Annotated in this window: 9 protein-coding genes; 4 read left to right on the top strand and 5 right to left on the bottom strand. The window is 48.4% G+C overall.

The features are described from left to right. Positions 1-4 precede the first annotated feature (4 nt). Complete coding sequence (locus ACTTJF_RS06765; protein WP_442551320.1) at positions 5-1,294, bottom strand: S41 family peptidase; 1,290 nt, start codon at positions 1,292-1,294, stop codon at positions 5-7. 193 nt (positions 1,295-1,487) lie between these two features. Between ACTTJF_RS06765 and ACTTJF_RS06760 the strand changes: the two genes are divergently transcribed. Continuing rightward, complete coding sequence (locus ACTTJF_RS06760; protein ID WP_442551306.1) at positions 1,488-4,061, top strand: ATP-dependent Clp protease ATP-binding subunit; 2,574 nt, start codon at positions 1,488-1,490, stop codon at positions 4,059-4,061. Positions 4,062-4,269: 208 nt separating this feature from the next. On the opposite strand, the gene ACTTJF_RS06755 is transcribed toward ACTTJF_RS06760, so the two are convergent. Beyond that, the gene (locus ACTTJF_RS06755) at positions 4,270-5,334 is read right to left on the bottom strand and encodes a tyrosine-type recombinase/integrase (RefSeq protein ID WP_442551305.1); all 1,065 of its coding nucleotides are present in this window, start codon (positions 5,332-5,334) and stop codon (positions 4,270-4,272) included. Between the two features lie 167 nt (positions 5,335-5,501). On the opposite strand from ACTTJF_RS06755, the gene dsrO reads away from it, so the two are divergent. Next, on the top strand, positions 5,502-6,242 hold the full coding sequence (gene dsrO / locus ACTTJF_RS06750; RefSeq protein ID WP_442551304.1) for a sulfate reduction electron transfer complex DsrMKJOP subunit DsrO: 741 nt from the start codon (positions 5,502-5,504) through the stop codon (positions 6,240-6,242). Between the two features lie 10 nt (positions 6,243-6,252). Then, a complete protein-coding gene (locus tag ACTTJF_RS06745) occupies positions 6,253-9,252 on the top strand; it encodes a molybdopterin-dependent oxidoreductase (protein WP_442551303.1) in 3,000 nt (999 codons plus the stop codon). 142 nt (positions 9,253-9,394) lie between these two features. On the opposite strand, the gene ACTTJF_RS06740 is transcribed toward ACTTJF_RS06745, so the two are convergent. From ACTTJF_RS06740 to pta, 3 genes are all read right to left on the bottom strand, one after another. After that, positions 9,395-10,345, bottom strand: coding sequence for a DUF3137 domain-containing protein (locus ACTTJF_RS06740; RefSeq protein ID WP_442551302.1), 951 nt, complete (start codon positions 10,343-10,345; stop codon positions 9,395-9,397). A 281-nt stretch (positions 10,346-10,626) separates the two neighbouring features. Further along, positions 10,627-11,841, bottom strand: a complete 1,215-nt coding sequence (locus tag ACTTJF_RS06735; RefSeq protein ID WP_442551301.1) for an acetate kinase — start codon at positions 11,839-11,841, stop codon at positions 10,627-10,629. Beyond that, positions 11,841-13,226 (bottom strand): phosphate acetyltransferase, encoded by a 1,386-nt coding sequence (gene pta, locus ACTTJF_RS06730; RefSeq protein WP_442551300.1) that lies wholly within the window; start codon positions 13,224-13,226, stop codon positions 11,841-11,843. The genes ACTTJF_RS06735 and pta overlap by 1 nt, the downstream gene beginning before the upstream one ends. Before the next feature lie 62 nt (positions 13,227-13,288). Here pta and flgH point away from each other — a divergent pair, with 62 nt between their 5' ends. Continuing rightward, a complete protein-coding gene (gene flgH, locus ACTTJF_RS06725) occupies positions 13,289-13,990 on the top strand; it encodes a flagellar basal body L-ring protein FlgH (protein WP_122873899.1) in 702 nt (233 codons plus the stop codon). Positions 13,991-14,328: the final 338 nt, after the last annotated feature.

Below are 14,328 nucleotides of genomic sequence, written 5' to 3'. Positions count from 1 at the left end.
CTCCTTATTTTAGCTGTAAAATTTTGATCGCGTCAATCGCCGATTTTAGCTGTATATCGTCGTTTACGTTAGCCTCGGTTATTATCTTTTTGTTGTCGGCGGTTTTGGTCGCGTTTTTATCGCCGTTGCCGTCGATTTTACTTAGTTCGTTGGTTAGATGTTTTTTTAGTTCGCTCTCCTTTATAGAAAACGCATTTTCGTCCTGCTGAGGCACTTTGCCCGGAAATACTATGATATCAGGCTCCACGCCCGTTGCTTGTATGGTGCGGCCGCTAGGCAGATAGTAGCGAGCTATCGTTAGACGAATAGCCTCTTTGTCATCGACTGGAAGGATGATCTGCACGCTGCCTTTGCCGAACGTCTTTTCGCCGATAACGACGGCTCGTTTATGGTCTTGTAGCGAACCACTCACGATCTCGCTCGCGCTCGCGCTTCCGCCGTTAACTAGCACCGCAAGCGGCAAATTTGTGATCTTATTTGCTCTTGCGGCTTTAAATTCGCTATTTTCGCTCTCGTTTCTACCCTTTTGAGATACGATCACGCCGCTATCTATAAACAAATTCGTTAGTCCGACCGCTTGGTTTAAAAGTCCGCCCGGGTTATTTCGAAGGTCTAGTACGATACCTTCCGCTTTTGGGTATTTTTTGATAAATTCCTCGGCCTTTTCGGTTACGTGCTTGTCAAAATTCGTCACGCGAAGATAGAGGATGTTGTCTTTTTCGATCATCTTTGCGTAAACGGACTCGACCGAGATGATGTCGCGCACGAGCTTGACGTCAAACGGTTTTTGCTCGCCTTTTCGCACGATAGTTATCGTGATAGGCGTCTTTGGTTTGCCGCGCATTTTATTTACCGCTTCGTCTATGGTAGTGCCTAGAGTCGCGTTTCCGTCGATGCGAAGGATGATGTCGCCGCTTTTTATGCCGGCTTTATCCGCAGGCGTATTTTCGATAGGCGAGATGACGGTTAGCGCGCCATCTTTCATACCGACCGTGATGCCAAGGCCGCCGAATTCCCCGTTTGTCTGCACTTGCATATCTTTAAACGCCTTTTCGTTTAAAAATCCGGAATGCGCGTCGAGGTTGTTTAAAAGCCCCTCTATGGCTTTATCCACGATCTCTTTAAACTGTAAATCATCAACATAATATTTTTCGATAGTAGAAATGGTTTTTGTAAGTTTTGAGAGCGATTGTAATTTAGAATTTGAGCCGTCCTCGGTGGCTTTAGCATTTAAATTTGCGCTAAAAACCGCTCCGAAAATCATCGCGCCCGCAACGCTCGAAAACAAAAACATCTTTTTTTTATTCAAAGTTAATCTCCTGCCTTTTTAAGTGGGGCTATTTTAGTTAAATTTGCCTAAAAATAGGATAAAAGATTTAATAAAATTTAATTTTATTTCGTAAGTATTTATATTGTATCACTTAGATAACTTGACAATAATCGACTAAAGTTATATAATACGCTCAATATAAACTAAAGGAGAAAAAATGGCGAATTTAGGCGAAAATTTAACCGCACAAATGCAAGAGCTGGTAGAAAAGGGCGTCGCGCTAGCGATACATGCGAAAAATCCGCAAACGTTTCCGCTTCACTTGCTTTGGGCTCAGGTCGCAGATAGCGGCTCGCTACTCAACCAAGTCTTTAATAAAATGAACGTCGGCAAGGACGCGGTGGAACTTGAAGTAAAAAGCAAAGCCGCGCAGTTACCTACAAGCTCAAACGTGACCAAAGAAAACGTGCAAATTTCAAAGGAGCTCATAAACTCTCTTGAAAGCGCAAAAGCTCTGATGGTGAGCCTAGGGGATAGCTATATCGCGGTGGATACGTGGATTATCTCGGCGCTTGAGCTACCTGAGATCAAGCAAATTTTAGGCAAATTTACCGACGTTTTAGAAATCCGTAAAAATTTAGAAAGTATAAGAGCAGGGCGCAAGATAGACAGCCAAACCAGCGACGAGACGCTAGATAGTCTCGAAAAATACGGCATCGATCTAACCGCAAAGGCACTAAACAAGGAGCTTGATCCGGTTATCGGGCGCGACGAAGAGATCACGCGCATGATGCAAATTTTAATAAGAAAGAGCAAGAATAATCCTATTTTATTAGGCGAGCCGGGCGTTGGTAAAACCGCTATCGTCGAGGGTCTAGCGCAAAAAATCGTGGCAAAAGACGTACCGACTAGCCTAGCAAACAAACGCGTAGTAGCACTCGATATGAGCGCGCTAATCGCTGGCGCAAAATACCGCGGCGAATTTGAAGACAGGCTAAAAGCCGTCATAAACGAGGTAAAAAGCGCCGGAAATATCATCCTCTTTATCGACGAGATCCATACTATCGTGGGCGCTGGAGCTAGCGAAGGCAGCATGGACGCGGCAAATATCCTAAAACCCGCGCTTGCTAGAGGCGAGCTGCACGCCGTGGGCGCTACGACGCTAAAAGAGTACCGCAAGTATTTCGAAAAAGACGCCGCACTGCAACGCCGCTTTCAGCCTATCGACGTAAAAGAGCCTAGCGTAAACGAAGCGCTTCAAATTTTACGCGGTATAAAAGAGCGCCTCGAGGTGCATCACGGCGTGACGATCACCGATAGCGCGCTGGTAGCGGCGGCAAAGCTAAGCGACCGCTACATCTCAAACCGCTTTTTGCCAGATAAAGCGATCGATCTCATCGACGAGGCCGCAGCCGAGCTAAAAATGCAGATAGAAAGCGAGCCGTACGAACTAGCCCGCATCAAGCGCGAGATCGTAACGCTGCAAGTCGAAAAAGAGGCGCTAAAAATGGAAGACGAGGCTAAAAACGCCGCTCGTCTAGCCGAAATAGAAAAAGAGATCGCCGATCTAAACGAGCAAAAGCACGCCCTTGACGGTAAATTTGAAAATGAAAAGGCGGTTTTCGGCGGTATCTCAAAAGCTAAAAAGGAGATAGATAGCCTAAAAAGCGAGGCCGAGATAGCGCGCAGAAACGGCGACTTGCAGCGCGCAGCCGAGATAGAATACGGCAAAATTTTAGAAGCGGCCAACCGCCAAAAAGAGCTCGAAAAAAAATGGGACGAGATGAAAAAATCAGGCGTGCTGCTCAAAAATCAGGTCGATGAGGAGCTGGTGGCTGAAATATTAAGCAAATGGACGGGAATTTCAGTCAGCAAAATGCTAACTAGCGAAAAGCAAAAGTACCTGATGATCGAGGAGCATTTGCGCGAAAGCGTCGTCGGTCAGGATGCCGCTCTGCACGCGCTAGCAAGAGCTATCAAGCGAAACAAAGCGGGCCTAAACGAGGGCGCGCGTCCGATCGGATCGTTTTTGTTTCTAGGGCCTACAGGTGTGGGTAAAACGCAGTCGGCCAAGGCTTTGGCTAAATTTTTATTTGACGACGAGCGCGCGCTCATACGCTTTGATATGAGCGAATACATGGAAAAGCACAGCGTCTCTCGCCTGCTCGGAGCGCCTCCTGGATACGTGGGTTACGACGAGGGCGGACAGCTAACCGAAGCCGTGCGCAGACGTCCGTATAGCGTCATACTTTTTGACGAGATAGAAAAGGCTCACAAGGACGTGTTTAACGTGCTTTTAGGCATCCTAGACGACGGAAGGGCGACTGATAATAAGGGCGTGACGGTCGATTTTAAAAACACGATCATCATCCTCACATCTAACATCGCGTCGAATTTCATCATGGATTTAAAGGGCGAGGAGCGCGAGCAAGCGGTCAAAAACGAGCTTAAAAACTACTTTAAACCCGAGTTTTTAAACCGTCTTGACGACACGATAATCTTTAATCCGCTTGACGAAGACGGGCTCATAAAAATCGTAGATATAATGTTTAAAGAGCTTGAAAAAACGCTGCAAAATCGCGGTATCAAGGCGAGCCTAAGCGAAGAGGCGAAGAAATTTATCGCGGGTGCCGGCTTTGACATCGTTTACGGCGCTAGACCTTTGCGCCGCGCGCTATACGAGCTAGTGGAAGACCCGCTAGCCGATATGATCCTGCGCGACGAGCTTGAAAGCGGCGACGAGATCGTAATCGGTAGCGACAAAGAAAAAATAACGATCTCTAAAATTTAAACCAAATTTACGGTCGCGTTTTAGGCGCGGCCGTTTTTATTCTCCCGTCAAATTCTTTAAATTTAACTGCGCAAATATCTTATATATAGACTACTCAAATTTGAAAACTACATATTGACTCGCAAATTTAGCTAAATTTCAAATTTAGCAAGCTCGCGTGCCGTTAGCCGCCCGGGTCAAATTTGCCAAAACCGCTCAAATTTAGCGCCTATTCTCCGCTTAGCTCCTCGGCTACCTGAGCGGCGAGCTTTAGCTTTTCGCTATCAAAATGCGTGTAAATTCGCGAGGTGTTTAGGCTCGCGTGTCCGAGCGCTTCTTGCACCAGCACGAGGTCTTTTTGCTTTTTGTAAAGCATCGTGGCAAAGGTGTGGCGCAGCATGTGAGCGCCGTTTTTTTCCTTGCGGATGCCTGCTTTAAAGAGGATCTGCTCGACGATGCGGCTCACGTAGGCCTGCGTTAGGCGCGTGCCTTTTTTGTTGATAAAAAGATAGCCTTCTTTATTTATATAGTTTATCGCGATCGCGTCTAGATGGGCTTCGATGAGGCGGCGTTTGATCATGACGACGCGGTATTTGTTGCCTTTGCCGCGGATTCTTATGACGTAGAGCTCGCCGTCCTCGGCTATATCTTTGCGCTTTAGGTTTAGCGCCTCGCTCACGCGGATACCGGTGAAAATAATAATTTTGATGATGAGCTTGTTGCGGTTGGCATTGCTTTTAAACTCGGCGTTTTCGATCGCTTCCAAAAATCTCTTGACCTCATCCTCGCTCATAAACTCAGGCAGCTTTTGCCCGCGCGCTCCGCCCACGCCGCCCCAGTTTTTTAGCTCGATGTCAAAGACGTGCGCCTTGCCGTCCTCTTCGTTTTGCTTATCCAAAAATGCGAAAAAATTTATCGCGCTTATGCGGTAGTTTTTCTTGCTCGCGTCGCTTAGTCCACCCGTGACGCTAGCTAGCACCTCGCTTAGCAGCTCTTCGTCGATCTGCTTTAGGCTCTCTAGCTCGTAAAATTTGAGCGTCTCGAATATCTTTTTAAGCGGATTAAAGTATGTATTTATGCCCGTTAGTCCCGCGTTTCTAGCCGATTTTACGAGGCCGTCGAGCTGGTCGATATTTTTTATCTCGCGGCTAAGGGCGAAATTTACGCTTGCTAGCGCCTTTGGGTCGCGAAGCTCTTTGTTTGAGAGCGAGCTAAGCTTAAATTTGACGTATCTCGTGAGCCAAAATATAAACGAGTTTTCAAAACTATCCTTGCAATCAAGCACGTATTTCAAGATATTTTCCTTAAATTTATTAAAATTTGAAAAGCATTATAACCAAACGCTTCTAAAAAATAAATTTTGGGGTAATCTGAAAAACACTTTTAATGAAAATATTAATATTATCATTTAAGTTAAGTTATGATAAAGTTGCAAAACCATTTTGATTCAAAGGAGAAAAAATGCAATCAACGCTAGGTTCGCGTCGTAGCTTTATCGCTGCGGCGGGTGTTTTTATAGCGGCGACCGCGCTCAGGGCCGCTCCGAATACTTTTGAAAAAACCAAAGGTCCGCGCTACGGCATGGTCATCGACCTCACGCGCTGCGTCGGCTGTCAGTCGTGCACGATGAACTGCGCTATGGAAAACAACGTCCAAGCAGGCGCCTTTAGGACGATCGTTTCGGAGTACGAAGCTAGCGACAAAGACGGCAACCGCGCCGTTATCGCCTCGCTACCGCGCCTTTGCAATCACTGCGAAAACCCCGCCTGTATCGACGTTTGTCCGACGGGAGCGAGCCACCAAAGAAGCAACGGCATCGTCAAAGTAGATAGCGCCGAGTGCATCGGCTGCGCGCTTTGCGCCGAGGCCTGTCCGTATCACGCCAGATACCTTAGCCTACAAACCTACAAAGTCGATAAATGCACCTTCTGCGATCACAGACTGCGCGAGGGATTGCTACCTGCGTGCGTGGAGACCTGTGTGGGCGGAAGCCGCATAATAGGCGATCTAAACGACGAAAACTCAAATATCAGAAAATTTTTAGCCGCTCACGAGACGATGGTGCTAGATAGTCCGAAAAATACGCATCCGCAGGTTTTTTACTACGGCGTGAGCGAAATTTTGACTAAAAACGATAAAGAACTGGCGGCTAAAAAAGGCTACAAACAAGCGATCAGCTGGAGCGAAGAGATCGCGCTGTAAGGAGAAAATAATGCAAAGACGAGAATTTCTAAAAAACGCGGCGATGATCTCGGCCGTAGGCGCGACCGCTGCGGTAGCGGACGACGCGGGAAAAATAAAAGACGACTATAAACCGCAAGGCAGCTCGCTTCAGCCCGAATTTAGCGTAAAAGACGGTAAAATTTCGATGAACGACGGGCATAGCGTGGTATTTTCTATGTGTCACGGCTGCGTGGCAAAGTGCGGACTACGCCTGCACGTGGACGAAAAAGCCGACCGCGTGCTAAGATGCACGGGCAACCCGTACCATCCGCTATCAAACGTGCGCTGGGCGAGCTACAATACCTCGATAAACGACGCATTACTAGCGACCACCGCTAGCGGCGAGGACGATCGGCGCGCCACCGTATGCGCTAGAGGCGCGGCTCTGCCCGAGATGATAGCTTCGCCTATTAGGATTTTATCGCCGCTTAAGCGAGTGGGCAAAAGAGGCGAGGGCAAGTGGAAAAAGATCAGCTTCGAGCAGCTCATCGAGGAGGTCGTCGAGGGAGGGGATCTTTTTGGCGAGGGGCACGTGGACGGGCTTAGGGCTATACTCTCAGACGAGCTCATCGACGAGGCAAATCCCGAATACGGCACCAAGCGCAACCAGCTTTTGAGCTTTTATCTCTACGACGGACGCTCGGATATCGTCGATCGCTTTATAAAAAAATCTTTCGGCACTATAAATCACTACTCGCACGGCGGTATCTGCGGCGGCGGCTTTAGAGTCGGCGGCAAGATCGCGCACAACGCAAAGGGCTTTGCTCACACTAAGCCCGACTACGAAAACTCCAAATTTACCATCTACTGGGGCACCTCGCCCGCAAACGGCGGAAATCCGTTCCAAAAGCAAGCTAAAATGGTCGCCCACGCAAGAAGTACAAACGACGGCTTCACCTATGCGGTGGTAGATCCGACGCTAACAAACGCCGTCAAATTCGCCGCCTCCGATAAAGGCCGCTGGATCGGTATAAAACCCGGCACCGACACCGCGCTTGCTATGGCGATGATACGCTGGATCATCGAAAACGAAAAATACGCCGCAAACTACCTCATGCAGCCAAATTTAGAGCAAGCAAAGCTAGCGGGCGAGATACACTGGTGCAACGCCACACACCTAGTCATCACGCAAAAAGGCCACCCAGACTACGGCAAATTTGCGCTCGTGGGCGATGAGTGGCAGGTCTGCTCGCAAAGTGGCAAAATCCAAAGCTACAAGATAAACGAACCCGCCAAGCTCTACTACAAGGGCAAAATTTTACTTAACGGCAAAAAAGTCGAGGTCAAAAGCTCGATGCAACTGCTAAAAGAGTCAGCCTACAAACACAGCCTCAAAGAGTACTCTAAAATTTGCGGCGTGAGCGTAGACGATATCCTCTGGCTGTGCGAAAATTTCACCAAAAACGGCAGGCAGGTCAGCACCAACGTCCACGGCGGCATGATGCATACGCAAGCGGCGATGAGCACGTACGCGATATTTTGCCTAAACACGCTAATGGGCACATACGGCTACAAGGGCGGCAACGTAAACGCAAGCGCGGGCACGCATGAGTTTTTAAAGGGCAGATACGATCTGGAGAGCTTCGAGGGCGCATACAAGCCAAACGGGTTAAATTTATCCCGCTCGGGCAAGTATTACGAAACGAGCTCTGAGTTTAAGCGTAAAGTCGCGGCAGGCGGCAGCGGCTATCCTGCGCAGCAGCCGTGGTATCCTATCTCGATGCCGCTAGTAAACGAAACGCTCACTAGCCACGCCGCAGGCTACCCGTACAAGGTAAAAGCGCTCATAAACTACATGACAAACGTGATGTACGGACAGGCGGGACTCGAGGTCGCGGTGCTTGACGCGCTAAAAGATAGCAAAAATTTGCCGCTTTTCATCGGTATCGACGCCTTTATGAACGAGACCAACGCCTACGCCGACTATATCGTACCCGACGGCGTAAATCTCGAAAACTGGGCGCTGCCAAACTCACTCTGGGGCACGATAGCTAAAACCTCCGTCGTGCGCTACCCGGCCGTCGCCGCCAAGCAAGACCGCGCCGCAGACGGTACGGTGATCGACGTAGAGGCCTTTTATATCGCGGTAGCAAAGAGACTCGGACTAAAAGGTTTTGGCAAGGGCGCCTTTAAGGACAAAAACGGAAAGCCGATGGATCTGGATACGAAAGAGCAGTATTACGCCGCGGCGCTGGCAAATTTGGCCTTTGACGGAGCGGGCGTGAAGGACATCGACAAAGAGGACTTGAAGCTTAGCAAAATTTCAAAAACCATGAAAAAGCTAGAGCCGTTTTTAAAAGACGAGGAAAAAGCAAAAGTCGCGCACGTGCTGGCAAAGGGCGGTAGATTTGACGATTACGAGAGCGCTTATGCGGGCGATAAAATGACGGTAAAAGTACCCGCCGCCACGCCTGCTGCGATCTACTACGAGCCCCTTGGCGGACACAGACACTCTATCACGGGCAAGTACATGCCGGGCACTCCGACTCTAGCTCTTGCGGTGGCTAGCGACGGCACTCCGCTAGAAAAGTTTTTCCCAAAATCAGAGTGGAAATACCTCGTAAGCTCGAGAAAATCAAACATCCAGCACTACTATACGATAGTTAGTCCAAAGCTGCGCGCGATACATCCAAAAAATTTCGTCAGGATCGCCGAGGATATCGCGAGCGAGCAGGGTATCAAAACGGGCGATAAGGTCAAGATCACGACGCCGTACGGCTCGCAAACGGGCGAGGCCTTCGTAACAAACGGCGTTGCTAACGGCGTCATCAGCCTCGAGCACGGATTTGGACACGATGAGTTCGGTGCTAGAGTGCATTTTATCGACGGTAAACCGGCCTTTTGGCTAGAAAGCGCGGAAAAGGGCGTAAATCACAACAAACTAGGCCTGCTAGATCCGAAGCGAAAGGGCAAATTTAGCCTAAACGACTGGCTAGTGGGCACCTGCGCTAGACAGGCGCTACCTGCAAATATCCGTAAAATCGGCTAAATTTAACGCGGCGGCCCTGGCCTAGCCGGGTCGCCGTTAAATTTGACGCTTGGCGGTAAATTTAAAGTAGCGTAAATTTGTCGCGGACGGCGTCAAATTTGCAGTAATTTTAAGGCAACCCGCGCAAATTTGACGGCAAATTTTACCGATAAATATCTAGGCTCAAATTTAGCTCGTCGATGACGCTAAGTATCTGTCTCACGTATCTTTGCTCGCGGCGAGCCTCGGCGATGTCTAGTTTATCAAAAAGCCGCCCCTCGAAAAAATTTCTCCTGCTAAAGCAAAATAGATAAAATTTGTTATCCATAAAGGCCGCACTCGGCGATTTTAGCGTGTTTTTGTAGGCTTTTAGTATATTTAGCTTGCCCATAAACGCAGGCGTGAGTAGATATCTCGCTTCCACCTTATCCGTCGTAAAAACTCTAAAATTTTCATTAAATTTGACATCGTCGAGTAGCTCTTTTTCGCCTAAAAATTTAGTATTAAAATCCTTGCTAACGGCGACCGTTTTGCCGTTAAATTTCTTGTTAAACTCGCACTTTAGCACGCTGCCTTTAAAGTCCGAATACTTATCAAACGCATATTTTAACAGGATAAATGCGGCGACGTATTTGTTATTTGTCCAAGGGTATTCGCGCTCATGGCTAATAATCTCGCACAAGTTAAATTTGACGCCCTTATATACGCCGCGCACGCTATCCTCGCTGTAAAACGTGCTCGGTCTATAAATCCCCGCCGCGTTAAATTCGCTCTGCGAGATACCGCCGTAAGCGCTATACGTAAAGCTCTCGTCGATATCTTTGATGAGCGCGGGGATAAAAACCTCTTTGTAAAATTCGTTGTATTCCTCTTTTACTTTTTCTACTTTTTCGATGTGATTAAGTATTTTAAAAAGATAACAAGAAATAACAAGCAAAAACGCCATCATAAAGCCAAATGACGAGAGCTGATCGCTATCAAATCTATTTCCGAAGATAAGAAAGAGCGCTATGACGCCAACGCTCAAAATAACGCTTATCGGAGATACTGCGACTCTAGCTCGGCACTCTTTTTGTTTTTTTACGGTTAATAAAAATGCTTGCGAAAGGGTCATTTGGTCGCTTTTGATTAAAATTTACGTAAATTTTGACCGAGCGCGGCTTAAAATAAAGTAAATCCTGGTGAGTAAATTTGAGCGAGGATTTTTAAAATTCGGTAGATTTGGAGTCAAATTTGACTCGGCGTAAATTTGAAATTTGCCGCCGTTTTCGAGCGTAAATTTAAGATCAAATTTGACGAGTCCTAGAAGCGACTCGTCAAATTTGCTTTAAGCGCCAAATCAAAGCTGTTTTTGCGGCAAACGCGCCGAAAAAACTCAAATTCAAGCGATCAAATTTAGAGATTTTCTATTACCCTTTTTGTTTCTAGCGCGATTTCTAGCTCCTCGTTGGTAGGCACGACGAGAGTTTTTACCGTAGCGCCAGAGGCGCTTAGATCGCGTATACCGCCGCTAGCGGCGAAATTTAGCTCGTGATCGATCCTGATACCCATGTGCGTAAGATCGTTGCAGATTTTCTCGCGGCTATACGGGGCGTTTTCGCCGATACCGCCGGTAAAAACGACTGCATCCACTCGGCCCAAAACAGCGTAATACGCGCCGATATATTTTTTTATACGGTAGCAAAACATCTCAAAGGCCAGATGTGCGCGCTCGTCGCCTTCGTGCATTTTGGCGACCACTTCGCGCATGTCGTTTGAGCCGCAGATGCCTAGCAGCCCGCTTTTTTTGTTTAAAAACGCGTCTATGCCCTCAGCCGTGAGCTCGCCTAAATTTAAAAGGTATGTAAGCACCGCAGGATCCATATCGCCGCTTCTAGTGCCCATTATCAGGCCTTCTAGCGGGCTTAAACCCATCGAGGTATCGACGCTTTTGCCCCCTTGCACGGCGCAGGCGGAGGCTCCGTTGCCAAGATGTAGCGAGATAGCGTTAAATTTCTCGTACGGCACGCCTAGATGCTCGGCGGCCTTTTTGGTCACGTAGTGGTGCGAAGTGCCGTGAAAGCCGTATCTGCGAATGTGTAGCCTTTTGCAAAGATCAAAGGGTAGGGCGTAGCGATAGGCGTACTCGGGGATAGTTTGATGAAACACGGTATCAAAAACGACGACGTGAGGTACCTTTTTACCGCTTCCGTTTTTGTCCGTTTCTTGCATAGCATTTTTTATACCCGCTAGGTGGCCCGGGTTGTGAAGGGGCGCTAGGACGGAGTTTTGCTCGATTTTGGCGATAACGTCAGGCGTAACTAGAGCCGAGTCGCTAAAGCTCTCGCCGCCGTGCACGATGCGGTGTCCGATGCCGTCTAGCTCGCTAAAATCATGCAGGATATTTGAGCTAGCAAACAGCCGCCTCATCGCTTCAAGCCCCTCGTGGTGGTCCTTTAGCGGAGCGCGCTCCTCGTAAATTTTATCCGCGCTAACGTCTTTTAGCTTGGCGTAGGAGCTTGCTTCGCCGATCTTTTCGACTAGGCCGCTAGCGATGACGCGGTTATCGCCCATATCGAAAAGCTGAAATTTAACCGACGAGCTGCCTGAGTTTAAAACCAAAATTTTCACTATTTTTCTCCTTCGTTTGCGGCTTGTATCGCGCTTATTAGGACCGTATTTACGATGTCCCCCACGCCGCATCCGCGACTTAGGTCGTTTACGGGCTTTTTTAGACCTTGCAAGATCGGTCCGACGGCGACGCAGTTTGCGCTTCGTTGCGCGATTTTATAGCCGATATTGCCCGCGTTTAAATTTGGAAATACAAAAACGTTCGCGCGACCCGCTACGTCGCTATTTGGTAGCTTTTTGCGCGCTACGGCCGGATCTATGGCCGCGTCATACTGCACGGGAGCTTCGATTTTTAGGGCTGGGTCTAACCCTCGCGCTATCTCGCCCGCACTCCTAACCAGGTCTATATCCGCCCCGCTGCCGCTATCTCCGCTAGAGTAGCTTAGCATAGCTACCCGCGGCTCCAGTCCGAACGCACGCGCCGTATCCGCCGAGGCTAGGGCGATTTGGGCTAGTTGCCGGGCGTCCAGATTTGGATTTATCGCGCAGTCGGCGTAGATGAGGATCTCCTCCGCAAAGCACATTATAAACGAGCTTGAAACTAGCGGGCTATCAGGGCGGGTTTTGATGATCTGAAGCGCGGGGCGGATGGTGTGCGCCGTGGTCGTGTTTGCGCCGCTCACCATGGCGTGGGCTAGTCCTTCTTGTACCATCATCGTAGCAAAATACGTTCTATCTCGCACGAGCTCGCGGGCTTGCTCTAGGCTCACGCCCTTGCTTTTGCGAGCTTCAAAAAGCGCGGCGGTTAGGCGATCTGCGTACTCGTTTTTTTCTAAATTTATAAATTTAGCGCCGCTTAAATTTACCCCGAGCTTTTCCGCGTCAAATTTGACTTCGTTTTCGTCGCCCAAAAGGATCAAATTTACCGCGCCGCTTTTTAGTAAAATTTCGCTGGCTTTTAGTACCCGCTCGTCTTCGCTTTCGGGCAAAACGACGGTTTTTTTATATTTTGCGGCGAGTTTAAATAGCGAATTTTCAAACCTCAAAGGCGTGATTATATCTTGCTTTACGCTTAAAATTTCATCTAAATTTCGGCTTACGATCAGCCTTGAGTTTCGCGTAAAAAAGCTCAAATTTTCGCGGCAAAAAACCGGAACGTTTAAATTTCTAGCGATCTGCAAATTTAGCTCTATTTCGCCGATATTTGCGATGCTTTTTGCAGGCTTAACCAGTACGAAATCAGCGCTCCCCGCTAGGCGGTCAAATTCATCTACCGCGCTTTTAAAAAACTCCCGCTCGCTACCGTTTTCAAAAGCTTTCCGGGTGTTTTCTAGTCCGTAAAAATCGTTGATGGGGTCAAAAACGGCTACATTTTTAAATTTTGTTGATATAATTTCGTAAATTTCTTGAAAATTCGCGCCAAGCGCAAGGATAGAATCGGCCATAATTTTCCTTTTGGAACTTGATTTGCTTATTTTATCGTAAAATTTTCACTTTAAGGTAAAGCGTGAGAAAAAATATTTACTTTTGCGCCCTTGCAGCAGCGTTTTTGAGCGGGTGTTTGCCTAGCGCCGACCCTCGCATAGATATGAAACCGCCCGTTTACGTCGAGCAGCTTCCCGCCAAACAGGTCAATAACCAACCAAACGCGGGCAGCCTTTTTGGTCGCGGCGACAACCCGCTTTTTGCCGACCGCAAGGCGATGAACGTAAACGACATCGTAACCGTCGTCATCAGCGAGCGCGCCAACCAAAGCTCCAGCGGCAAGCACGACACGAGCAAAAACAGCACGATAAGCCTTGGCGGAGGGATATTTACCGCAGGCTCCGCGCCGCTATCTACGCTAGCCACTCAGCTAAACAAAGCCGGCGACATCGGCTTTAGCGCGGGCACGAAAAACGAATTTACGGGTGCGGGATCTAGCGTGCGCGCAGAGGCCTTTACGACTACGATTTCAGCGCGCATCATCAAGGTGCTAGAAAACGGCAACTACTTTATAGAGGGCTCGCGCGAACTGCTCATAAACGGCGAAAAGCAGATCATGCAGCTTAGCGGCGTGATCCGCCCGTACGACATCTCAAACGCCAACGAGATCGACTCGCGCTACATCGCCGACGCCAAGATCCTCTATAAAACCGAAGGCGACGTGGATAGGGCGACGAGGAAGCCGTGGGGGACGAAGCTTATGGAGGCGATCTGGCCTTTTTAAGCTTTTTTATGCTTAGCTAGCTGGCTTGTCTTTTGAGTGCTTTTTGCGGATTTTTGCTTCGCTTTGCTCGCAACTGCAAGTAGAACGTTAAAATTTGACTCGATAGGCTACATGCCTTATCTTCGTCAAATTTTAACTTCAAAACCCCAAAAATCATCTCAAAATACTGCGCCTTATCTTTTTATATTCAAATTTGAAGTCAAATTTACAAATTTTACTCGCCGAGACCCGCACCCTGAAAGCCCAAATTTAAAAACATACGGCGCGATAGCGCAAATTTGAACCTGCACGCAGTGCAGCAACTCATCACGTCGTAGGGGTTGGGGGATTGTTAAGGG

Origin of the sequence: Campylobacter sp. (genome assembly GCF_052170435.1) — a bacterium.
Taxonomy (GTDB): domain Bacteria; phylum Campylobacterota; class Campylobacteria; order Campylobacterales; family Campylobacteraceae; genus Campylobacter_A.
This window is presented reverse-complemented; position numbering and strand designations above follow the sequence as displayed.